Genomic DNA, 21,116 nt, shown 5'->3' with positions numbered 1-21,116 from the left:
TAAAAACGTGAGGCGGAGTATTGCCGCCGGCTCAGATCAGGCTCGCGGCCATGGACTCGATGGCCAGCAGCGGAGCCACGTTGGTGGTCGTGATCCGTTTGCGGGCCTTGTTGATGGCATCCATGCGGGCCAGGGTCACCTCGGGCGTCGAGTGTCCCGCGAACTCCTGCAGTTCGGCCGTCAATTCAACGTTGACCAGCTCCACGGAGTTCCCCAGCTGGATGATCAGCACATCCCGGTAAAAGGACAGCAGGTCTGTCAGGGTGCGGTCAAGGGAGTCGGTGACCGAGCGCTTGGCGCGCCGCTTCTGGTCGTCCTCCAACTGCTTGACCTGGCCACGCATCGCCGGCGGCAGGGGCCCGCTCTCGGGCGCGCCCAGGGTGGCCAGGAGCGCGGCTTTCTCCGCGGCGTCGCGCTCCTCATTGGAGCTGTTGGCCTCCTCGGTGGCGATCTTGACGAGTTTGTCCGCCATCATCACCGCCGCAGTGACGCCGCGCAGGTGCAGCGGGAACCGCACCGTCTCCAGCCGGCGTTCCCGGGCTTCCGGGTCGCGGGCCAGCCGCCGGGCGATCCCGACGTGGCTCTGCGCGGCGCGGGCCGCGCGTTCGGCGACGTCGGGAGCGACGCCGTCGCGCTTGACCAGGAGGGCGGCGACGTCGGCCGCCGGCGGCAGCCGCAGCGCCACCGGGCGGCAGCGCGAGCGGATGGTCACCAGCACGTCCGCCGGGGACGGTGCGCACAGCATCCAGATGGTGCGGGGCGTGGGTTCCTCGATGGCCTTCAGCAGCACATTGGTGGTGCGCTCGGCCATCCGGTCCGCGTCTTCGACGACGATGATCCGCCAGCGCGCGGAGGACGGGCGGTTGCCGGCGGTGGCCACCAGCTCGCGTGCCTCATCGATGGTGATGGTTACCTTCTCGGTGCGCACGAAGGTCACGTCGGAGTGCGTCTCGCCGAGGATCGTCTGGCACGCCGGGCACTCGCCGCAGCCCCGCCGCGTGACGTCTTCCTGGTCGCAGTTCAGGGCCGCGGCGAACGCCTTGGCGGCGTTGGACCGGCCGGATCCCGGCGGGCCGGTGAAGAGCCACGCGTGCGTCAACCCGTCGCCCTCCGCCGCCTGGCGCAACTGCTCGACGACGGCGGGCTGGCCGTGCAGGTCGTCCCAGACGCTCACGCGGGGCTTCCCTCACGCAGCGCCAGCAGGGCCTCCACCCGCTCACGGATCCGGGCCGCCAGCTCCGGCACCGGCAGCTGCGCGGCGAGGACCAGGTACTTCTCCGGCTGGGCCGCCGCCAGGTCCAGGAACGCCGCGCGGATCCGGGCATGGAACTCATCGGCCTCGGACTCCAGCCGGTCCTCCGCGGCGGCGCCGGCGGTACGGCGCCGCCGGCCGTCGGCCGGGTCGACGTCGAGCAGGACCGTCAGGTCCGGCTGCAGCCCCGAAGTGGCCCACTCATTGAGCGTCCGCACCGCGTCCGTGCCGAGGTCTCGGCCGGCACCCTGATAGGCGACCGAGGAGTCGATATAGCGGTCGGTCAGGACGACCTCGCCGCGCTCCAGGGCCGGGCGGATGACCTGCTCGGCGTGCGCGGCGCGCGACGCGGCGAAGATCAGGGCCTCGGTCTTCGCGTCGATGTGGCCGTGGCCGTGGTCCAGCACCAGGGACCGCAGCCTTTCGCCGATCGGCGTGCCGCCCGGCTCCCGCGTGCGCAGCACGGTCAGCCCGCGAGCTTCCAGCGCTCCGGCAAGTTCCGCCGCCTGGGTCGACTTGCCGGCGCCGTCGCCGCCCTCGAAGGCAATGAACAGTCCGGCGGCCGGTCCGGGAGTCTGGGTAGTCACTGCTCTAGCCTACCGATAATCACCGACACCTTGGCGGCCAGTGCGTAACGCCTTACGGGCACGGCGGCGCCCCGAAGTACCCTGTCACCATGAGTCTCTCCGAAGAACAGGCAGCCTCGCTTTCGGCCGAAACCGTGGTGGTCGCCGCCGGGCGTCCGGCGCGCGAGCGGGACGCCGCGGTGAACCCGCCGATCGTGCTCTCCTCCACCTACGTCGGCACCGGCCCGTTGGGCCCCGGCGACCGCGGCTACGGGCGCTACTCCAATCCCACCTGGGACCCCTTCGAGGAGGCCCTGGCGCAACTGGAGGGCGCGGCGCTGCCGGGGCTGCTGTACGCCTCCGGGCTCGCCGCGGTGAGTTCCGCACTGTCCCTGCTGCCGCCGCAGGGCGTCCTGGTGATGCCCTCGCACAGCTACGCCGGCTCGCTCGGCATGGCCACGGAACTGGCCGAGCGCGGCGCGCTGGAACTCCGCACCGTGGACATCGCGGACACCGACGCGGTGCTGGCACAGCTGGCTCCGGCCGGCGGCAGGCCGGCCAGCATGCTGTGGCTCGAAAGCCCCACCAACCCGATGCTCGGCATCGCGGACATCCCGGCGCTCACGTCCGCCGCGCACGCCGCCGGTGCCCTGGTGGTCACGGACAACACCTTCTCCACCCCGCTGGTGCAGCAGCCGCTCAGCCTGGGCTCCGACGTCGTGCTCCATTCAGTCACCAAGTACCTGGCCGGCCACTCCGACGTCGTCCTCGGTGCCCTGGTGACCTCCGACGAGGACCTGCACGCCCGGCTTTTGCACCACCGCACCATCCACGGCGGCATCGCCGGGCCGTTCGAGGCGTGGCTGGCCCTGCGCGGACTGCGCACCCTCGCGCTCCGGATCGAACGTTCGCAGGCCTCCGCGGCGGTGCTCGCGGAACGGCTCAGCGGCCACCCTCTGGTCCAGGGCATCCGCTACCCGGGCCTCGCCTCGGATCCCGGGCACGAGCGGGCCAGGAAGCAGATGAAGGGTTTCGGCTCGGTCCTGTGCATCGAGATGGCTCCGGCGGCCGGATTGAGCGGCGCCGACGCGGCCGACCGGATGATCCGGGCGCTGCGTCTCTGGCTGCCTGCGACCTCGCTGGGCGGGGTGGAATCCCTGATTGAACGGCGACGCCGGCATACGGCGGAGCCAACCAGCGTTCCGGACAACCTGGTCCGGCTGAGCGTGGGCATCGAAAATGTCGAGGACCTGTGGGCCGATTTGGAGCAGGCTCTCGCGGCGCTGGGCGGATAGGCTGGGGGCATGGACGGAAGAACGCTGATTTCAATTGCCGAGACGGGGATCTATTTCCTCCTCGCCCTCGCAGCCCTGGCTCTTGAGGTGTGGGCGTTCTTCGACTGCCTGCGGCACAAGGCCAACGCCTTCGAAGCGGTGTCCAAACGGACCAAAACTTTCTGGCTGGCCCTGACCGGCGGCGCCCTGGCGATCGGCCTGCTGTCCATTGTCAGCGGCGGCGGCGGTTTCTTCGGGCCGCTGGGACTCTTCGGCATCGCCGCTGTGACGGCAGCCAGCGTGTACCTCGCCGACGTGCGTCCGGCGGTCAAGGACGCCGGCCGCGGCGGCAGCCGCAACATGGGCCCGTACGGCCCCTGGTAATCCCCACCGGCCCCCTAAGCTCGCAAGTTCGCTCAGGGAACCCTGCCGGCGTGGCCCCAACCGGCGCCCTAAGCTCGCAAGTTCGCTCAGGGAACCCTGCCGGCGTGGCCCCAACCGGCGCCCTAAGCTCGCAAGCTCGCTCAGGGACCCTGCCGGCGTGGCCCCAACCGGCCCCCTAAGCTCGCAAGCTCGCTCAGGGACCCTGCCGGCGTGGCCCCAACCTGCCCCTAAGCTCGCAAGCTCGCAAGCTCGCTAGGGCCCCGGCGCCACGGCGTCCCAGGCCACGGTGAGCTCGCCCAGGCGCCACCGGGACGGGCCGTCCAGCACCGGCCAGCCGGCGTCGCGCACCGCCCGGCACATCGCAGTCCAGCGCTGCCGGTTGCCGAAGGAGGCCAGCGGCGCCGCCTCCACCCACGCCTTGTCCAGGGCCTGCAGGAAGCTGTGGATGCGCTCACCCGGCACGTTCCGGTGGATCAGCGCCTTGGGCAGCCGTTCGGCAACCTCCGAGGGCAGCTCAAAGCCGCCGAAGCGCAGGGACAGGCCCAGGCACAGTGGCCGGTCGGCGTCGAGCGCCACCCACGTGACCCGGCGGCCGATCTCGTCGCAGGTGCCATCGATGAACAGCCCGCCGGGCGCCAGCCGGTCCTGCACCAGCCGCCAGATCGCGGCCACGTCCGCATCTTCGTACTGCCGCAGCACGTTGAAGGCCCGCACCAGGACCGGCCGACCGGGCACCGGCAATTCGAAGCCGCCCAGTTGGAAGCTCAGGCCCGGACGCTCCAGGGGCCTGGCCAGCCGGACCCTCTCCGGCTCAATCTCGATCCCCACCACGCGCACGTCCGGCCGGACGGCCCGGAGGCGGTCAAAAAGTTCGACGGCGGTGGCCGGGGAAGCGCCGTAGCCCAGGTCGACGACGAGCGGGTCCGCCGCGTTGCGCAGCCGCCACGCCTGCGGGCCGGTGAGCCAGCGGTCCACCCGCCGCATCCGGTTCGGGTTGGTGGTGCCGCGGGTGACGTTGCCGACCGGGCGACCGGCCCGGCCGCCGGTCCTGCCGCCGGCCCCGCCCCGGGTCCCCGGGGACGCCACCCGTTCCGCCTTCTGCACCACGCGTCCAGCCTATCCCGGCCGCTGTAACGCAGGGCGCCGCCCGCGGGCGCTCGGTTAGGATGACAACCATGACTTACAAGCTGATCTTGCTGCGCCACGGCCACAGCGAATGGAACGCCAAGAACCTGTTCACCGGCTGGGTGGACGTCGACCTGAACGACCAGGGCCGTGCCGAGGCAGTGCGCGGCGGGGAGCTGCTGGTGGAGAACAATATCCTGCCGGATATCCTCTACACCTCGCGGCTGAAGCGGGCCATCAACACCGCCAACCTGGCACTGGAGAAGGCGGACCGCGGCTGGATCGACGTCAAGCGGGACTGGCGTCTCAATGAGCGCCACTACGGTGCGCTCCAGGGTAAGGACAAGGCCCAGACGCTTGCCGAATACGGCGAGCAGCAGTTCATGACCTGGCGGCGTTCCTACGACACCCCGCCGCCGCCCCTCGCGGACGACTCCGAGTTCTCCCAGGTGGGGGACCCGCGGTACAAGGACCTCGGCGACGCCGTGCCGCGCACCGAGTGCCTCAAGGACGTCCTGATCCGCCTGCTGCCGTACTGGGAGTCGGACATCAAGGAAGACCTGAAGGCCGGCAAGACCGTGCTGGTCACCGCGCACGGCAACTCCCTGCGTGCCCTGGTCAAGCACCTGGACGGCATCAGCGACGAGGACATCGCGGGCCTGAACATCCCCACCGGCATCCCGCTTGTCTACGAACTCGACGAGAACTTCAAGCCGCTGAACCCGGGCGGCACGTACCTCGACCCCGAGGCCGCCGCCGAGTCGATCAAGGCCGTGGCCAACCAGGGCAAGAAGTAGCACCGCGGACACCGCGCATAACGACGACGGCGGGCGGCCACCCTCAGGGTGACCGCCCGCCGTCGTTCCTGCCGCAGGGCAGCGGAAGCGTCAGCTGTGCTCGATGCTGTTCGGGTGCCAGGCGCCGGTGACGAGGTAGGTGACCTTCTGCGCGACGGAGACGCCGTGGTCCGCGAACCGCTCGAAGTAGCGGCTGGCGAGGGCGACGTCGACCGTGGTGGCCGCGGACTCGGTCCAGTCGCCGCGGGCGATCGCCTTGAAGACGCTCAGGTGCAGGTCGTTGACGGCGCTGTTGGCCTTCAGGATGTCCCGGGCCACCTCAAGGTCGCGGGTCTCCAGCAGCACGGTGAGCTTTTCCGCGATCTCCAGGTCGTACTTGGCGAAGTTCTTGAAGGTCTCCTGCAGCGGCTGCGGGATCACGTTCGCCGGGTAGCGCAGCCGGGCCAGCTGGGCGATGTGCCGGGCGAGGTCGCCCATCCGCTCCAGGGAGGCGCTCATCCGCAGCGAACCCACGATCATGCGCAGGTCGCTGGCTACCGGGCCCTGCAGGGCCAGGATGTCGATGGCGCGCTCGTCCAGGCTGTTCTGCAGGAAGTCGATCCGGGCGTCCGCCGCGATGACATCCTCGGCGAGGTCAATGTCGGCGCCCTCAAAGGCAGTGGTGGCCTTCTCGAATGCCTCGCTGACGAGCTTCGAAATCTCGACGAGCTGCTCGCCGACCTGGGCCAGCTCTTCCTGAAAAACCTTACGCACGGGCGCGTTCCTTTCCTTGGAAACGTCACCGGGCACCGGGGCGGCCGGCTCGTTTCGTTTCACCGTTGCGGCGTTCAACCTGCCACCCTTCCAGTCTCCGGTGAACTGTTACGCCTCAATAGGTGAACGTTAGCTGAACCAACCCCGGAACCGCACACGTTTTCGATTCCGGCCCGGTCCCAGCGCATAAGCTGGAGCCGTGGATCCAATGCTCATCGGCGTGATCGCCGGCCTGATCGGCCTGTCGCTCGGCATCTTCGGCGTGCTCGCTTTCCGGATCAGCGAACAGCAGCGCAGGATCAGTGACGTCGAAACCGGCGACCCCTCGCTCCCGGACGGCGCCGCGGAAGTCCTGGCCGTCGTCGGGCGGGCGTTCGTTGTGGTGGACGCGATCGACGGCGTCGTCCGCGCCAGCCCCGCGGCGTACGCATACGGCCTGGTCCGGGGCCACACCGTGGTGCACCGGCAGTTGCTGGACATGACCGCCAAAGTCCGGCGCGACGGGGTCATCCTCGAACAGCAGCTCGAACTGCCGCGCGGACCGCTCGGCCAGGGCACCATCGTGGTGCAGGTCCGCGCCGCCATGCTCGGCGAGGAATATATCCTCCTGCTCGCCGACGACCGCACCGAGATCACCCGGACCGAGGAAATTCGCAACGACTTCGTCGCCAACGTCTCGCACGAGCTCAAGACGCCGGTGGGTGCCATCTCGCTGCTCGCCGAGGCGCTGGAGGCCTCGCCCGACGACGAGGAAGCCGTGCGCCGCTTCGCCAAGCGCATGCACAAGGAATCGAGCCGGCTGGCCGCCCTGGTCCAGGACATCATCGAACTGTCCAGGCTGCAGGGCGCCAACGTGGCCCAGCAGGCCCACCCGGTGGATATCAACAAGGTGGTCGCCGACGCCGTCGACCGCTCCCAGCTGCCCGCCGAAAGCAAGAACATCGAGATCGTCGTCGGAGGCCGGACCGGCGCGATGGTCTACGGCGACCAGGATCTGCTGGTCACGGCGCTGCGCAACCTGATCGACAACGCCATCAGGTACTCGCCGGAAAACACCCGGGTCGGCGTCGGGGTCCGCTCCCGGGACGGCCTGGTCGCGGTCTCCGTGACCGACCAGGGGGAGGGGCTCAGCCCCGAGGACCAGGAGCGGGTGTTCGAACGGTTCTACCGGGTGGACTCCGCACGGTCCCGGCACACCGGCGGCACCGGCCTGGGCCTGAGCATCGTCAAGCACGTCATGGCGAACCACGGCGGCGAGGTGACGGTGTGGTCCCAGCCCGGGCAGGGGTCCACCTTCACTATCCGGCTGCCCGAGATGGAGGGCCAGGACGAGCCCGCCGCTGAGCCCGGCCGCGCCCCGCGGGCCGAACGCCCCGAGCGCCACGAACGACCAGATCGACCCGAACGACGTGACGCCGCCGGCGTCCATGAGCAAGGAGCTAGCGCTTGAGCCGGATTCTTATTGTCGAGGACGAGGAATCGTTCAGCGACCCTCTGTCCTACCTGCTGGGCAAGGAAGGGTTCGAAGTAGAGGTCGTGGACAACGGCCTGGATGCGATCACGGAATTCGACCGCAACGGCGCCGACCTGGTCCTGCTGGACCTGCAGCTGCCAGGACAGTCCGGAACCGAAGTGTGCCGGCAGCTGCGCCAGCGCTCCTCCGTGCCGGTGATCATGCTCACCGCGAAGGACGCCGAGATCGACAAGGTGGTGGGACTGGAGCTGGGGGCGGATGACTACGTCACCAAGCCCTATTCCTCACGGGAGCTGGTGGCCCGGGTCCGGGCCGTGCTGCGCCGCCACGGCGAACCCGAAGAGCTCGTCTCCAGCACAGTCCAGGCGGGCCCGGTCCGGATGGACGTCGAGCGGCACGTGGTCAGCGTCCAGGGCGAACAGGTCTCGCTGCCGCTGAAGGAATTTGAACTGCTGGAGATGCTCCTGCGGAACTCCGGCCGGGTGCTCACCCGGGGCCAGCTCATCGACCGGGTCTGGGGCTCCGACTATGTCGGGGACACCAAGACCCTGGACGTCCACGTCAAGCGGCTGCGCAGCAAGATCGAACCCGACCCGTCGGCGCCGCGGTACCTCGTCACCGTCCGCGGCCTGGGCTACAAGTTCGAACCCTAGGCCGCGCGGACAGCCGGGTTAACGCAGAAGGAGGGGCACCCCGTGCGGGTGCCCCTCCTTCTGCGTGGGACCTAACTTTTCCGGCGTTACGGCGTCGGGGTGGCCGACGGCGTCTCGGTCGGGGTCTCGGACGGCGAGGCCGTGCCCGAGGCGGACTCCGAAGTGGTGGGCTCGGCCGTGGGCAGGAAGGACTTGTAGTCCACGATCGTCGAATCCAGGACCGGGACCTTGAACTTGGCGTCCTTGTTGGTCCCGTCCTCGCGGATCGTGACCTCAACCAGCGAGCCCGGCTTGCCGCCGGCGGTGCTCAGGATGGCCGGGTCGGAGGACTCGTTGAGCAGCACGTAGGAGTTCTTCTTGACCGGGACCTGGGTCTGGGACCCGCCGGCGCCGTTGATGGTGAGCTTCACATCGTTGGCCGAGGTGTTGTAGACGGCGCCGATCACACGGCCCGGCTTGTCCTCGCCGTCGGAGACGATCATCATGTTGCGCAGCTGGAGCGGGCCGAGGTCCGTCCGCGTTCCGTCCGACGCCGAGTACTGCTCCGTCGTCTGCTGGGCATTAATGTAGCCGCAGCCGGTCACGGACAGCAGGCCAATGCCAAGTGCTGCCGTTGCCATTGCCAGCTTGCCGCGCCGGCCCCGAGTCATCGCAGTGAAACGCACGTCACGCACTCCTTGAGAGTCTTGAAACATTATTCAGCCATAGCCTATCCGCAATCGCCCCAAACGCGGATTCCGGGTGCTACATGAAACCGCCCCGCGGGGGCCGGGGGGAGGGGGCAGCCGGTGGCCGGCCAGCCAGTCGCTGGACCCGCCGCCGAGGCCGCCGCCGAGCCCGCCGCCGTCGGACCCGGAAGCCCTTGGCAGCCGCCGGGCAATGCACTATTATCCGCGTCCGTCAAGGGGTTTGAGGGGCCGATTCTGGCGTTTTCCCGCGTATTTACGCGGTTTCCGTGGCCGATCCATGGCAGTCGTATGCCTTAATCGTGATAAACTGGTCTGCGGGAAAGGGGAATGTCCACATGGTTTTTGAGGTCGGCGAGACAGTAGTTTACCCTCACCACGGTGCAGCCAAAATTGAAGAAATCAAGATGCGCACTGTCAAGGGCGAAGAGAAGATGTATCTCAAGCTCAAGGTGGCTCAGGGTGATCTGACCATTGAAGTTCCAGCAGAAAACGTTGACCTTGTTGGGGTCCGGGACGTAGTGGGCAAGGAAGGCTTGGAGCACGTTTTCGACGTGCTGCGTGCCGAGTTCACTGAAGAGCCCACCAACTGGTCGCGTCGTTACAAGGCAAACCTGGAAAAGCTTGCTTCCGGTGACGTGATCAAGGTGGCAGAGGTCGTCCGCGACCTGTGGCGCCGGGACCACGACCGGGGTCTCTCCGCCGGAGAGAAGCGCATGCTGGCCAAGGCCCGCCAGATTCTGATTTCAGAACTGGCACTGGCTGAGAAGACCGATGAAGAGAAGGCCGCAAGCGTTCTCGACGAGGTCCTGGCTTCCTAACTAAGAATCGAACCCCGGTGGCATCACGCCGCCGGGGCTTCTTTTTGCCCAAAACCTGCCGGCCCGGGCCGCGGGACGTAGTCTTGAGCGCATGAACACTGCATCGACAGCTCCCGTCACCGCGGTTATCCTCGTGGCCGCCGGATCCGGTCAGCGGCTGGGCTACGGCATGCCCAAAGCGAAGGTCCCGCTCGGCGGTGACAGCATCCTCACGCACGCCCTGCGCGGGGTCGCCGCGGCCGGAATCGCCCGGCAAATCTGCGTTGCGCTGCCGCCCGGCGACGCCGAGCTGCGGGCCCAGTGCGAGAGCTTTGCAGCGGAACTGCAGGCCGAACACCGCCGGACCGCAACTTCCGGCGCGGCCGTCCAGCTGCCTGCCGTGTCCATCGTCGACGGCGGCGCGAGCCGCGCGGACTCCGTGCGTGCCGCCGTCGCGGCCCTGGAACCCGACGTTGAAGCCGTCCTGGTCCACGACGCGGCCCGGGCACTGGCCCCGGAAGCCGTCTTCCACCGGGTGGCGGCCGCGCTGGCGGCCGGTGCCAAGGCCGTCATCCCGGTCGTTCCGGTGGTTGACACGGTCAAGACCGTCGAAGCCACCCACGACGGCAGCGCAGGCATCGCCCCGGAAGTGGTCACCGGAACCGCGCCCCGGGAACAGCTCCGGTCCGTCCAGACCCCGCAGGGCTTTGAGCTCGCCACACTCCGCCGGGCGCACGAGGCGGCAGCCGGTTTCGACGCGGACCGCGCGGCGGCCGTGACGGACGACGCCATGCTGGTCGAACTGCTGGGCGTCCCCGTCTACGCCGTACGCGGGGCCAGCCAGTCCCTGAAGATCACCACCCCGCTGGACCTCATCCTCGCCGAAGGACTGCTCGAAGGTCCGCTCGGGGCCCGCTGGGTGGAGGGGTAGGGATGACCGGGCAGCCACAGCCCCCGCTCCTGCCCCGGACCGGGATAGGGATCGACGTCCACGCCTACGCCCCCGACGAGGCTCCGCAGCCGCTTTGGCTGGGCGGGCTGTTCTGGGAAGGCGAACGGGGCCTGGCCGGCCACTCCGACGGCGACGCGGTGGCGCACGCCGCCGCGGACGCCTTGTTCTCCGCTGCCGGGATCGGCGACCTCGGCACGCACTTCGGCACAGACCGGCCCGAATACGCCGGCGCCTCGGGGGTCACCCTGCTGGCCGAGGCCGCCCGGATCGTCCGGGCCGCGGGTTTCGAGATCGGCAATATCGCCGTCCAGTTCGTGGCGAACCGGCCCAAGTTCGGACCGCGTCGCGAGGAGTCGCAGCGGGTGCTGAGCGAAGCCGCGGGCGCGCCGGTAAGTGTCTCGGCGACCACCAGCGACGGGCTGGGGTTCACCGGCCGCGGCGAAGGCATCGCGGCGACGGCCACCGCCCTGGTTTATCCCGCGGGCTGACCATCACCGGCCCGGAGGCCTACGCTTAAGGGACACCCCCCTCCGGAATCGTCAGGAGACCTCCCGTGAAAAAGCTGCTTCCCGCCGTCGTCGTTCTTGCGGCAACGCTGCTAACCGGCTGCGGCGGCACCCCGGCCCCGTCGGCCACGCCCCGGATGAGCGTGGAGGAAAGCTGCAAGTTCCTCAATACCGATACCTTCGTCCCCACGGGGAGCGATAAGGAAAAAGCCGGCCAGATCGGCCAGCATTACCAGGAAGTGGCAGACAAGGTCGCCCCGGAGATCGCCGAACCGATCCAGTCGATGTCCGACATCATGAAGCAGGTCGCCGCGAGCGCCACCGGCAGGCAGACCTCGGAGCAGCTGACGCAGCTCCGCCAGCAGATGGACAAGATCGGCCAGCACTGCAAGTAACCTGCGGCGGGTACGCCGGCGGGGCGGGAACCGGCATCGGCTAATCTGGAGCGGTGACCCTGCGCTTTTACGACACAGCATCCGCCGAAGTCCGGGACTTCGTTCCCCTCGTACCTGGCCAGGTGAGCCTGTATTACTGCGGCGCCACCGTCCAGGGCATGCCGCACGTCGGGCACATCCGCTCCGCGATCGCGTTCGACCAGCTCACCCGCTGGCTGCAGTACCGCGGCTTCCGGGTCACCGTGGTCCGCAACGTCACCGACATTGACGACAAGATCCTGGCGAAGTCCGCCGAGTCCTTCGCCGCTGACTTCGCCGAGGAGCCGGGCAGCGTCCGCGAGGAGGAATGGTGGGCCCTGGCCTACCGGTACGAGCAGGAATTCCTCAAGGCCTACGACACCCTGGGCGTCTCCCGCCCCACCTACGAGCCGCGAGCCACCGGCCACATCCCCGAGATGCACGCCCTCATTGCCCGCCTGATCGACCGCGGCCACGCCTATCCCGCCACCGACGGCTCCGGCGACGTCTACTTCGACGTGCGCTCCTGGTCCAAGTACGGCTCGCTGACCCGCCAGAACATCGACGACATGCAGGGCGCCGCCGACTCCGACCCGCGCGGGAAGAAAGACCCCCGCGACTTCGCCCTCTGGAAGGGCCACAAGGAGGGGGAGCCGACGACGGCGAGCTGGGACTCGCCCTGGGGCGCCGGGCGGCCAGGGTGGCACCTGGAATGCTCCGCGATGGTCACCAAATACCTCGGCACCGAGTTCGACATCCACGGCGGCGGCCTGGACCTGCGCTTCCCGCACCACGAAAACGAGATGGCCCAGTCCCAGGCGGCGGGCCACGGCTTCGCCAACTTCTGGATGCACAACGGTATGGTCACCTACGCCGGCGAGAAGATGTCCAAGTCCATCGGCAACACCATCAGCCCGGCCGAGATGCTGGAACTCGCCCCGCCGCGCGTCGTCCGGTACTACCTCGGCCAGGCCCAGTACCGTTCGGTGCTCGACTACCAGCCCACCTCGCTGCAGGAGGCCTCGGCCGCCGTCGAACGCATTGAAGGGTTCATCAGCCGCGCGGTCCGTGCCCTTTCCGACGGAGGGTCCTACACGTTCGCCACTGTCGGGACCGTGCCTGAGGCCTTCGAACGCGCCATGGACGATGACCTGAACGTGCCGCAGGCCCTCGCCGTCCTGCACGAAACCGTCCGATCCGGCAACACCGCCCTGACCGAGGGCCGGCTCGAGGACGCCCGCACCGCCCTGCACAACGTGCACGACATGCTGCGGGTCCTTGGCCTGAACGACACCGCGGCCGCGGCCGTCGACGAGCAGGCCAACACCGCCCTCGGCGTCCTGGTCGAGGCCCAGCTCGCCGCCCGGGCCCAGGCCCGCGCGGCCAAGGACTGGGCCGCCTCGGATGCGATCCGGGACACCCTGGCGGCGGCCGGCGTCGTCGTCGAGGACGGCGCGGACGGCGCGAACTGGAGCCTCAAGCGCGGCTGAACTGCGGCTGACCCGCGGGCGGACGCCCGGCGGCCGGGTGCTGCGCCGGACCGCGCGGTCGAGGATTTTATCCGGGTCAGTAGACTGGAAGTCGGACTTATCCACGAATCGCGTAGTTAAAAGGGTGAAACTCATGGCCAACAACGGTCGCCGCTCGGTCAAACAGAAGAAGGGCCCCACCATCGGGACCGGCGGTCACGGCCGCAAGGCCCTCGAGGGCAAGGGCCCCACGCCCAAGGCGGAGGACCGTCCCTACCACAAGGCCCACAAGAACAAGCAGCTTGCCGAGCGTTCTGCCGCCAAGCGCGCCCCGGGCGCCCGCAGCGCCGGCGCCCGCTCGGGCCCCAAGGGCCGTGCCACCGAGGAAGTCGTCACCGGCCGTAACTCGGTCGTCGAGGCGTTGCGCGCCGGGATTCCGGCCAAGGCCCTGCATGTCGCCATCCGGATCGAGATGGACGACCGGGTCAAGGAGTCGCTGAAGATTGCGGCCGAGCGCGGCATCCCGCTGCTGGAAACCGGCAAGCCGGAACTGGACCGGATGACCGACGACGCCATCCACCAGGGCCTCGTGCTGCAGATCCCGCCGTATGAATACCAGGACGCCTACGAGCTGGCGGAGGAAACCGTGGAAGGCTGGAAGAAGGGCCACATCGCGAACGCGCCGCTCTTCGTCGCCCTCGACGGCATCACCGACCCGCGCAACCTTGGGGCGATCATCCGTTCCGTCTCGGCGTTCAGCGGCCACGGCGTCATCGTGCCTGAGCGCCGGTCCGTCGGCGTCACCGCCTCGGCCTGGAAGACCAGTGCTGGCGCTGCCGTCCGCGTCCCCGTGGCCCGTGCCGCGAACCTGAACAACACGCTGAAGGCCTTCAAGAACATGGGCATCTACGTCCTTGGCCTGGACGGCGACGGCGACGTCTCGCTGCCGGACCTGGCGCTGGCCGGGGAACCGGTGTGCATCGTCGTCGGCTCCGAAGGCAAGGGCCTGAGCCGCCTGGTCCGGGAGAACTGCGACCAGATCGTCTCGATCCCGATCGACTCCGCGATGGAATCGCTCAACGCGTCCATGGCCGTCGGCATCTCGCTCTACGAGATCTCCCGCCAGCGCGCCGTCAAGTAACCCTCCCCGACGCTCCCTCAGGTCCGGCGGGTTTTCCCGGGACGCTCCCTCAGGTTTGACGGGTTTTTCCGGGACGCTCCCTCAGATCCGGTAGCAGCAGTCAAAACGCTCCCTCACATCAGGTGAGGGAGCGTTTTGCTTTTTGGTGCCATACGTGAGGGAGCGTTTTGCTTTTTGGTGCCATACGTGAGGGAGCGTCGGTTAGAAGCGGTGGCGGTTGGCGAGGACGGGGAGTTTAGCCCGGGCGTCGGCGACGGCGGCGGGGTCCAGGTCGGCGAAGAGCAGGCCGGGGGCGCCGTCGAGCTCCTGGAGCACCTCGCCGAAGGGGGAGACGACGGCGGAGTGCCCGACGCCGGTGGGGGCGGAGCCCTTCACCTCGAGGCCCTGGCTGGCCGGGTCGCCCTGCCCGCACGCGAGGACAAACGTGGTGGAATCGGCGGCGCGGGCCCGGGACAGCAGCTTCCACTGCTCAACTTTGCCCGGACCGGCGCCCCACGACGCGCAGACGATGTTGACCACGGCGCCGCGGTCGGCGTTCTCGGTGAACAGGGCAGGGAACCGCAGGTCGTAGCAGGTCGCGAGGCCCACGGTGACGCCGCCGACGTCGAACGTCACCGGCGCCGTGCCGGCGTCCACGGTGTCCGACTCGGCGAACCCGAACGCGTCAAAGAGGTGGATCTTGTCGTAGCTGGTGTCCACCCCGGGGCCGGTGACCAGCAGCGTGTTGCGGACCTTGGCCCCGCCGTCCCCGGCAGCGCCCGGCGTGAACATCCCGGCCACCACCACGATGCCGAGCTCCGCCGCGAGGGCGCGGACCTGCGACGCCCACGGCCCGTCGAGGGGCTCCGCGATGTCCAGCAGCGAATTGCCGAACGCGCGCATCGTCGCCTCCGGGAAGACCACCAGCTCGGCGCCGCCCGCCTTCGCCTTGCGGGCGTACTCCCGGACCAGGTCCAGGTTCCGCTCCGGCGCGCGGCCGGTAATGATTTGAGCAAGTGCTACGCGCACGGTTACCTCCAGTCTGGTCTTCTCCCAGTATGCCGGTGCACGGCCCGCGGCGCCGTAACCCGCCGCGGCCGGGAAAGCGGGGGCCTTATCCCGGCTAAGCTATTAGCGATGGTCAAGTCCTTTGCTGAAGCAGCTACTACGGTAGACGCCTCGCGGCCGTTTCCGCTGGGTGTCAGCGTCCCCCGCACGGGTTTCCCGGCGACGGACGATCCTCGGGGTGCCTTCGCCAACGTGGCCGTTTTCGCGCCCGGCGTGGCCTCCCTGGACGTCGCCTTCCAGCCCCCGGGCGGCAACTGGCAGCTGAAAACCCTGCCCAGCGTCACCGACGGCGTCCACCACGGCATCGTCGAGGGTCTCCCGGCCGGATCGCGGTACGGCCTGCGCCCCTCGCCCGAGACCCCCGCCCTGCCGCTGTCCATCCCGACGCTGGATTTCGACGCCGACGGCGAACAGCCGCTGCTGCTGGACCCCTACGGCCGCGGCGTGGACGAACGCGACGGCTTCATTACAAACGTGCGGATGACCGGCGACTTTGACTGGGGCCTGGACCACGCACCCCGCACCCCATGGCGCAACACGATCATCTACGAGGCCCACGTCCGCGGCCAGACCATGCTGCACCCGGACATCCCCGAGCACCTCCAGGGCACCTACGCCGGCATGGCGCACCCGGCCATGGTCGAACATCTGATCTCGCTTGGCATCACGGCCGTGCAGCTGCTGCCGGTGCACTTCCACATCGACGAACAACACCTGCAGAACCTCGGCCTGCCCAACTACTGGGGCTACAACACCGCCGCGTTCTTCGCCCCGCACCCCGGCTACGCCACCCAGGCCGCCCGCGACGCCGGCCCCCAAGCGGTGCAGGACGAGTTCAAGGGCATGGTGAAGCTGCTGCACGACGCAGGGCTCGAGGTGATCCTCGACGTCGTCTACAACCACACGGCCGAGGGCGGCGCCGACGGCCCAACGCTGAGCTTCCGCGGCCTGGGAGACCAGCAGTACTACCGCCACGACGGCCATGGGAAGTACGTGGACACCACTGGCTGCGGCAATTCGCTGAACTTCGGCGAGCCGCGCGTGGTGCAGCTGGTGCTCGATTCCCTGCGCTACTGGGTCAACGAGTTCCATATCGACGGGTTCCGCTTCGACCTCGCCGTCACCCTGTGCCGCAACGCCAACAACGAATTCGACCCGCGGCACCCGTTCCTGGTGGCGGTCGCCGCGGACCCGGTGCTTTCGGAGACCAAGCTCATCGCCGAGCCCTGGGACATCGGCTACGGCGGCTGGCAGACCGGCCGCTTCCCCGCAGGCTGGGTGGACTGGAACGACCATTTCCGCGATGCCGTCCGCACTTTCTGGCTCGCGGACCGGGCCGCGATCGACGCCGGCGGCCAGGGCGGGTCGGTGGCGCGGCTCGCGGACGCGCTGTCCGGCTCGGCCAGCCTCTTCGAACCCTCCGGCCGGAGCCGGCTGGCCTCGGTCAACTTCATCACCGCGCACGACGGGTTCACCCTGGCCGACCTGGTGTCCTACGACCGCAAACACAACGAGGCGAACGGGGAACAGAACCGCGACGGCCACGGCGACAACCGCAGTTACAACCACGGCTTCGAGGGCCGCACCGAGGACGAAGAAGTCCTCGCCCGGCGCGCCCAGACCAGCCGCAACCTCATGGCCTCGCTGATGATCTCCCAGGGCGTGCCCATGATCACCGCCGGGGACGAGGTTGGCCGCAGCCAGCAGGGAAACAACAACGCCTACTGCCAGGACAACCCCATCACCTGGATCGACTGGACCAGCACGCCGGAATCCCACGGCATGCTGCGCACCACCAAACGCGTGATCCGGCTCCGCAAGGAGTTCCTGGCCGCCCAGCCGCACGATTACCCGGCGCGGGACCGGCAGTCCTACTTCCACTGGTTCGACGCGGACGGCGCCCCCATGTCCGGGGAGCGCTGGCAGGACCCCGGCCACCGGGTGGTCCAGCTCCTGCTGGGCTCCGACGATGGGCGCATCGACGGGCTCGTGGTGGTCAACGGCGGCGCCGACGACGTCAAGGTCACCCTTCCGCTCATCCCCGCGGACGACGGCGGCGCGCACCGGCTGTACGAACTGCGGCTGACGACTTCTGAACTGCATGACCGCCGCCAGGGTGTCCGCATCGCCGCCGGGGAGCGGGACGTGGTCCAGGCCAACAGCATCAACATCTACCGCGTCTAGCGGCCCGGAAGGACCACGCATGAAGACCCGACGGCTCCTCGCCACACTCGCGGCGCTGCTGGGGGTGGTGGTCCTGGTTTTTGTCCTGGGCGGTCCGCCACAGGCCGGGACCGGCCCCTCGCCGGCAAACCCGGCGCCTACCAGCAGCTCCGCCGCCGGCAGCCCGACCGCCCGCACAGCCGCGCCGGAGGCCCCGGGCGTCGCCAACCCGTCCGGATTGCCGGAGATCAAGGCGTCGGCACTGCCGTCCGAGGCCCGGCGGGTCCTGGCCCTCATCGCCCGCGGCGGACCGTACCCGTACGCCCGGGACAATGCCGTGTTCAGCAATTTCGAGCGGATCTTGCCACGGAAATCCTCCGGCTATTACCGCGAATTCACCGTTCCGACCCCGGGGGAGTCGGACCGCGGTGCGCGCCGGATCGTCACGGGCGCCGCCGGCGAAAAGTACTACACCGCCGACCATTACGATTCGTTCAAATTCATCGCCGAAGGCAAGTAGGGGACCCATGAAAATATTCGCCGCCGACACCTGGACGCTTGAAGAACTGCGGGACCAGGCGCACGACGCCGGCCGCCGCGTGCTGGTAATCCCGGCCGCCGAATCAAAAAAGGCGGTCCTTGCCGCCTTCGGCGACGCCCTGGACTTCTCGGAGCACTACGGCATCAACCTCGACGCCCTGAATGACTCCCTGCACGACTTCGCCGACGCCGCAGCCGACGACGGCCGGCCGGCCACCGTCATCTGGCAGGTCCCCCCCGACTTCCGCAGCGACCGCGCCTTCGGCCTCATGTGCGAGATCCTCCAAGACGCCGAAAGCTACGCCGGCACGGACCTGAACATCATCACCGTCTGCCTCTAGGGCGGAGCGGCACAACAGCACCGTCGGAGCAACCTGGTAACCCCGCGAATCGGTCATGCGGAAGCGTGCGTCTAAGCGAGGAACGAGCGAGCACGCGGAGCATGGGCCGATTTGCGGAGCGGCACAGCAGGTCAGGCGTTGACGATCAGGCCCAGCTCGGCCTTCGACGCCAACCCCTCGTGCTTCGGCAGCACCCGGACGGTGTAGCCGAAGGAGCCGGAGCGGTCGATCACCAGGGTGCCGCTGAAGAGGTACCGGCCCTTGCCCAGGTCCTCGGCGTTCTTCAGCTCCAGCACGGTCACGTCGGTCAGCTCGTCGCTGTCCTCGGCCCGGCCGAACGCCACCTCCACGGCCACGTCCTCCGGCGGCAGCTCGTGCAGCGCCACGTAGGCGTTCACCTGCAGGTCGTCGCCGATCTGCGGGTCCTCCGAGACGCCCACGGAGTCCACGTGCTCCACCTGGATCAGCGGCCACGCCGCCCGGACCCGGGCGCACCAGGCGGCCAGGGCCTTGGCCTCGGCGTAGTTGCCGGCGGAGGCGTGCCGCCCTGCCTCGGCGGCCGGCCGGTAGAGGACGTTGACGTAGTCCTTCAACATCCTGTCCGCGGACACGGCCGGGCCCAGGTGCGCCATGGTGTGCTTGATCATCGAAACCCAGTGCGTGGGGACCGTCTGCGGCCCGGGCTCCGAGGGGCCGGCGGCGCCGGCGCCGTCGGAAACCGTGAGGCCGTAAAACTTCGGCGCCACCTGGGTTTCCAGCAGCTCGTACAGCGCCGCGGCCTCGATGTCGTCGCGTTCCTCGGAGGAGGCGTCGTTGTTGGCCGTCGGGATCGCCCAGCCGTTCTCGCCGTCGTACATCTCATCCCACCAGCCGTCCAGCACCGAGAGGTTCAGCGACCCGTTCAGGGCGGCCTTCATGCCCGAGGTCCCGCAGGCCTCCAGCGGGCGGAGTGGGTTGTTGAGCCAGACGTCGCAGCCGGGGAAGAGGGTCCGCGCCATGGCGATGTCGTAGTTGGGCAGGAACGCGATCCGGTGCCGGACCGCCGGGTCGTCGGTGAACCGGACCAGGTCCTGGATCATCTTCTTGCCGGCGTCGTCCGCCGGGTGGGACTTGCCGGCGATCACCAGCTGGATCGGATGCGTCTTGTGCAGCAGCAGGGCCCGGAGCCGGTCCGGGTCGCGCAGCATCAGCGTCAGCCGCTTGTAGGTCGGCACCCGGCGGGCGAAGCCGATGGTCAGGACGTCAGGGTCGAGCACCGAATCCGTCCAGGACAGTTCGGCGTCGGCCGCACCGCGCTTCTTCCAGGCCGCCCGGAGCCGGCGCCGGACGTCTTCGACCAGGGACACCCGCATCTCGCGGCGCAGCGCCCAGATCGCCTCGTCGCTGACGTTGTAGGCCAGGTCCCAGCGGCCTTCGGTCTCGGCGTCGGAACCGAACTGCCCGCGCGCCAGCTGGGAGACCCGGGGATCGACCCAGGTGGGCACGTGCACGCCGTTGGTGACCGAGGTGATGGGCACCTCGGAGTGGTCGAACCCGGGCCAGAGCGCCGAGAACATGCCGCGGGAGACGACGCCGTGCAGCTTGGCGACGCCGTTGGCCCGCTGCGCCAGCCGCAGCCCCATTACCGCCATGTTGAACACGAACGGGTTGCCGTCCGCGAAGTCTTCCCGGCCCAGGTCCAGGATTTTCGCGACCGGCACATCCGGGGCCAGCCCGGCGGTGAAGAAATGCTCGATCTGGGAGGTCTCGAAGCGGTCGATGCCGGCCGGGACCGGGGTGTGGGTGGTGAACACGGTGGACGCGCGTCCCGCCGTCAGCGCCTCCTCCCAGCTGAGCGGGTTCTCCCCGGACATCAGTTCCTGGATGCGCTCGACGCCGAGGAAGCCGGCGTGGCCCTCGTTGGTGTGGAACACCTCCGGCGCCGGGACGCCGGCCAGCCGTTGGAAGGCCCGCAGCGCCTTCACCCCGCCCATGCCCAGCAGGAGTTCCTGCTGCAGCCGGTGGTCCCCGCCGCCGCCGTACAGCCGGTCGGTGATGCCGCGCGCGGCGTCGTCGTTGCCCGCGACGTTGGAGTCCAGCAGCAGCAGCGGGACGCGCCCGACGTCGGCCCGCCAGACGTGCGCCAGCAGGCGCCGGCCGTGGGGGAGCGGCAGGGAAATCTGCACGGGACGGCCGTTCCCGTCCGGTGACGCCTCGCGGAGCAGCGTCAGGGGCAGTCCGTCGGGGTCCAGGACGGGGTAGGTCTCCTGCTGCCAGGCATCGCGGGACAGGGACTGCTTGAAATAGCCGGCCTGGTAGAGCAGGCCGACGCCGATCAGCGGGACGCCGAGGTCGGAGGCCGCCTTCAGGTGGTCGCCGGCGAGGATACCGAGACCGCCGGAGTACTGGGGCAGCACCTCGGTGATGCCGAACTCGGGGGAGAAGTACGCGATGCACCGGGGCGCGTCCTCGCCCAGGCTCTGGTACCAGCGGGGCTCCTCCAGGTACCGGTCCAGTTCGTCGGCGGCGGCGTGGACGCGGCGCACCACGTCCTGGTCCGCGGCGAGCCGCTGCAGCTCCTCGCGGCTGACCAGGCCCAGGAAGGTCACCGGGTCCTGGGCGCTCTCGGCCCAGACGGCCGGGTTCAGCTGCTCGAACAGCTCCCGCGTCGGCAGGTGCCACGACCAGCGAAGGTTGGTGGCGAGCCGCGCCAGGGGCCGGATCGATTCGGGAAGAACGGTTCGGACGGTAAATCTGCGGATAGCCTTCACGAGCGAAACACTAACGGACAACGCAGGGCC

At 69.1% G+C, this 21,116-nt stretch carries 21 protein-coding genes; 14 read left to right on the top strand and 7 right to left on the bottom strand.

Features of this window, described 5'->3' with window-relative positions; translation table 11 throughout:
• Positions 1 to 31: 31 nt before the first annotated feature.
• Together ACTWLI_RS03500 and tmk are read right to left on the bottom strand one after the other, a co-directional pair.
• Positions 32 to 1,174, bottom strand: a complete 1,143-nt coding sequence (locus ACTWLI_RS03500) for a DNA polymerase III subunit delta' (protein WP_445155302.1) — start codon at positions 1,172 to 1,174, stop codon at positions 32 to 34.
• Entirely contained in the window at positions 1,171 to 1,839 is a 669-nt protein-coding gene (gene tmk, locus ACTWLI_RS03495; protein ID WP_445155301.1) for a dTMP kinase, read from the bottom strand. The genes ACTWLI_RS03500 and tmk overlap by 4 nt, the downstream gene beginning before the upstream one ends.
• A gap of 89 nt (positions 1,840 to 1,928) precedes the next feature.
• On the opposite strand from tmk, the gene ACTWLI_RS03490 reads away from it, so the two are divergent.
• Entirely contained in the window at positions 1,929 to 3,113 is a 1,185-nt protein-coding gene (locus ACTWLI_RS03490) for a trans-sulfuration enzyme family protein (protein WP_445155300.1), read from the top strand.
• Between the two features lie 9 nt (positions 3,114 to 3,122).
• Positions 3,123 to 3,476: a DUF2516 family protein gene (locus tag ACTWLI_RS03485; RefSeq protein WP_445155299.1), complete on the top strand. Its 354-nt coding sequence runs from the start codon at positions 3,123 to 3,125 to the stop codon at positions 3,474 to 3,476.
• Positions 3,477 to 3,728: 252 nt separating this feature from the next.
• On the opposite strand, the gene ACTWLI_RS03480 is transcribed toward ACTWLI_RS03485, so the two are convergent.
• Complete coding sequence (locus ACTWLI_RS03480; RefSeq protein ID WP_445155298.1) at positions 3,729 to 4,583, bottom strand: class I SAM-dependent methyltransferase; 855 nt, start codon at positions 4,581 to 4,583, stop codon at positions 3,729 to 3,731.
• A gap of 68 nt (positions 4,584 to 4,651) precedes the next feature.
• On the opposite strand from ACTWLI_RS03480, the gene ACTWLI_RS03475 reads away from it, so the two are divergent.
• Positions 4,652 to 5,398 carry a phosphoglyceromutase gene (locus ACTWLI_RS03475; RefSeq protein WP_056735916.1) on the top strand — a complete coding sequence of 249 codons (747 nt, stop codon included), beginning with the start codon at positions 4,652 to 4,654 and terminating at the stop codon, positions 5,396 to 5,398.
• Between the two features lie 90 nt (positions 5,399 to 5,488).
• Here the strand turns inward: ACTWLI_RS03475 and phoU are convergent, their stop codons facing one another.
• Positions 5,489 to 6,151, bottom strand: coding sequence for a phosphate signaling complex protein PhoU (gene phoU / locus ACTWLI_RS03470; protein WP_445155297.1), 663 nt, complete (start codon positions 6,149 to 6,151; stop codon positions 5,489 to 5,491).
• A 208-nt stretch (positions 6,152 to 6,359) separates the two neighbouring features.
• On the opposite strand from phoU, the gene ACTWLI_RS03465 reads away from it, so the two are divergent.
• Together ACTWLI_RS03465 and ACTWLI_RS03460 are read left to right on the top strand one after the other, a co-directional pair.
• Entirely contained in the window at positions 6,360 to 7,601 is a 1,242-nt protein-coding gene (locus ACTWLI_RS03465; RefSeq protein WP_445156111.1) for a sensor histidine kinase, read from the top strand.
• Complete coding sequence (locus ACTWLI_RS03460; RefSeq protein ID WP_056735913.1) at positions 7,598 to 8,278, top strand: response regulator transcription factor; 681 nt, start codon at positions 7,598 to 7,600, stop codon at positions 8,276 to 8,278. The genes ACTWLI_RS03465 and ACTWLI_RS03460 overlap by 4 nt, the downstream gene beginning before the upstream one ends.
• Positions 8,279 to 8,364: 86 nt before the next feature.
• Here ACTWLI_RS03460 and ACTWLI_RS03455 read toward each other — a convergent pair whose 3' ends face one another.
• Positions 8,365 to 8,928, bottom strand: a complete 564-nt coding sequence (locus ACTWLI_RS03455) for a hypothetical protein (protein WP_445156110.1) — start codon at positions 8,926 to 8,928, stop codon at positions 8,365 to 8,367.
• A gap of 374 nt (positions 8,929 to 9,302) precedes the next feature.
• Here ACTWLI_RS03455 and ACTWLI_RS03450 point away from each other — a divergent pair, with 374 nt between their 5' ends.
• From ACTWLI_RS03450 to rlmB, 6 genes are all read left to right on the top strand, one after another.
• Complete coding sequence (locus tag ACTWLI_RS03450) at positions 9,303 to 9,785, top strand: CarD family transcriptional regulator (RefSeq protein WP_026266570.1); 483 nt, start codon at positions 9,303 to 9,305, stop codon at positions 9,783 to 9,785.
• A gap of 91 nt (positions 9,786 to 9,876) precedes the next feature.
• Complete coding sequence (gene ispD, locus ACTWLI_RS03445) at positions 9,877 to 10,695, top strand: 2-C-methyl-D-erythritol 4-phosphate cytidylyltransferase (RefSeq protein WP_445155296.1); 819 nt, start codon at positions 9,877 to 9,879, stop codon at positions 10,693 to 10,695.
• Positions 10,696 to 10,697: 2 nt separating this feature from the next.
• The gene (gene ispF / locus ACTWLI_RS03440) at positions 10,698 to 11,204 is read left to right on the top strand and encodes a 2-C-methyl-D-erythritol 2,4-cyclodiphosphate synthase (protein WP_445155295.1); all 507 of its coding nucleotides are present in this window, start codon (positions 10,698 to 10,700) and stop codon (positions 11,202 to 11,204) included.
• A 65-nt stretch (positions 11,205 to 11,269) separates the two neighbouring features.
• Positions 11,270 to 11,617 (top strand): hypothetical protein, encoded by a 348-nt coding sequence (locus ACTWLI_RS03435; RefSeq protein WP_445155294.1) that lies wholly within the window; start codon positions 11,270 to 11,272, stop codon positions 11,615 to 11,617.
• Positions 11,618 to 11,670: 53 nt separating this feature from the next.
• Positions 11,671 to 13,125, top strand: coding sequence for a cysteine--tRNA ligase (gene cysS / locus ACTWLI_RS03430; RefSeq protein ID WP_445155293.1), 1,455 nt, complete (start codon positions 11,671 to 11,673; stop codon positions 13,123 to 13,125).
• A gap of 133 nt (positions 13,126 to 13,258) precedes the next feature.
• On the top strand, positions 13,259 to 14,245 hold the full coding sequence (gene rlmB, locus ACTWLI_RS03425) for a 23S rRNA (guanosine(2251)-2'-O)-methyltransferase RlmB (protein ID WP_445155292.1): 987 nt from the start codon (positions 13,259 to 13,261) through the stop codon (positions 14,243 to 14,245).
• A 201-nt stretch (positions 14,246 to 14,446) separates the two neighbouring features.
• On the opposite strand, the gene ACTWLI_RS03420 is transcribed toward rlmB, so the two are convergent.
• Complete coding sequence (locus ACTWLI_RS03420) at positions 14,447 to 15,253, bottom strand: carbon-nitrogen hydrolase family protein (protein ID WP_445155291.1); 807 nt, start codon at positions 15,251 to 15,253, stop codon at positions 14,447 to 14,449.
• Between the two features lie 108 nt (positions 15,254 to 15,361).
• Here ACTWLI_RS03420 and glgX point away from each other — a divergent pair, with 108 nt between their 5' ends.
• From glgX to ACTWLI_RS03405, 3 genes are read left to right on the top strand one after another with little or no spacing between them, the layout of a single operon-like run.
• Positions 15,362 to 17,476 (top strand): glycogen debranching protein GlgX, encoded by a 2,115-nt coding sequence (gene glgX, locus ACTWLI_RS03415; protein WP_445155290.1) that lies wholly within the window; start codon positions 15,362 to 15,364, stop codon positions 17,474 to 17,476.
• 19 nt (positions 17,477 to 17,495) lie between these two features.
• Entirely contained in the window at positions 17,496 to 17,975 is a 480-nt protein-coding gene (locus ACTWLI_RS03410) for a ribonuclease domain-containing protein (RefSeq protein ID WP_445155289.1), read from the top strand.
• A gap of 7 nt (positions 17,976 to 17,982) precedes the next feature.
• A complete protein-coding gene (locus tag ACTWLI_RS03405) occupies positions 17,983 to 18,336 on the top strand; it encodes a barstar family protein (protein ID WP_445155288.1) in 354 nt (117 codons plus the stop codon).
• A 131-nt stretch (positions 18,337 to 18,467) separates the two neighbouring features.
• On the opposite strand, the gene glgP is transcribed toward ACTWLI_RS03405, so the two are convergent.
• Complete coding sequence (gene glgP, locus ACTWLI_RS03400) at positions 18,468 to 21,086, bottom strand: alpha-glucan family phosphorylase (RefSeq protein WP_445155287.1); 2,619 nt, start codon at positions 21,084 to 21,086, stop codon at positions 18,468 to 18,470.
• Positions 21,087 to 21,116 lie beyond the last annotated feature (30 nt).

It is taken from the genome of Arthrobacter sp. Hor0625, from assembly GCF_052567525.1.
The sequence above is the reverse complement of the archived record's forward strand: the minus strand, read 5'-3'. Positions and strand labels throughout refer to the sequence as shown.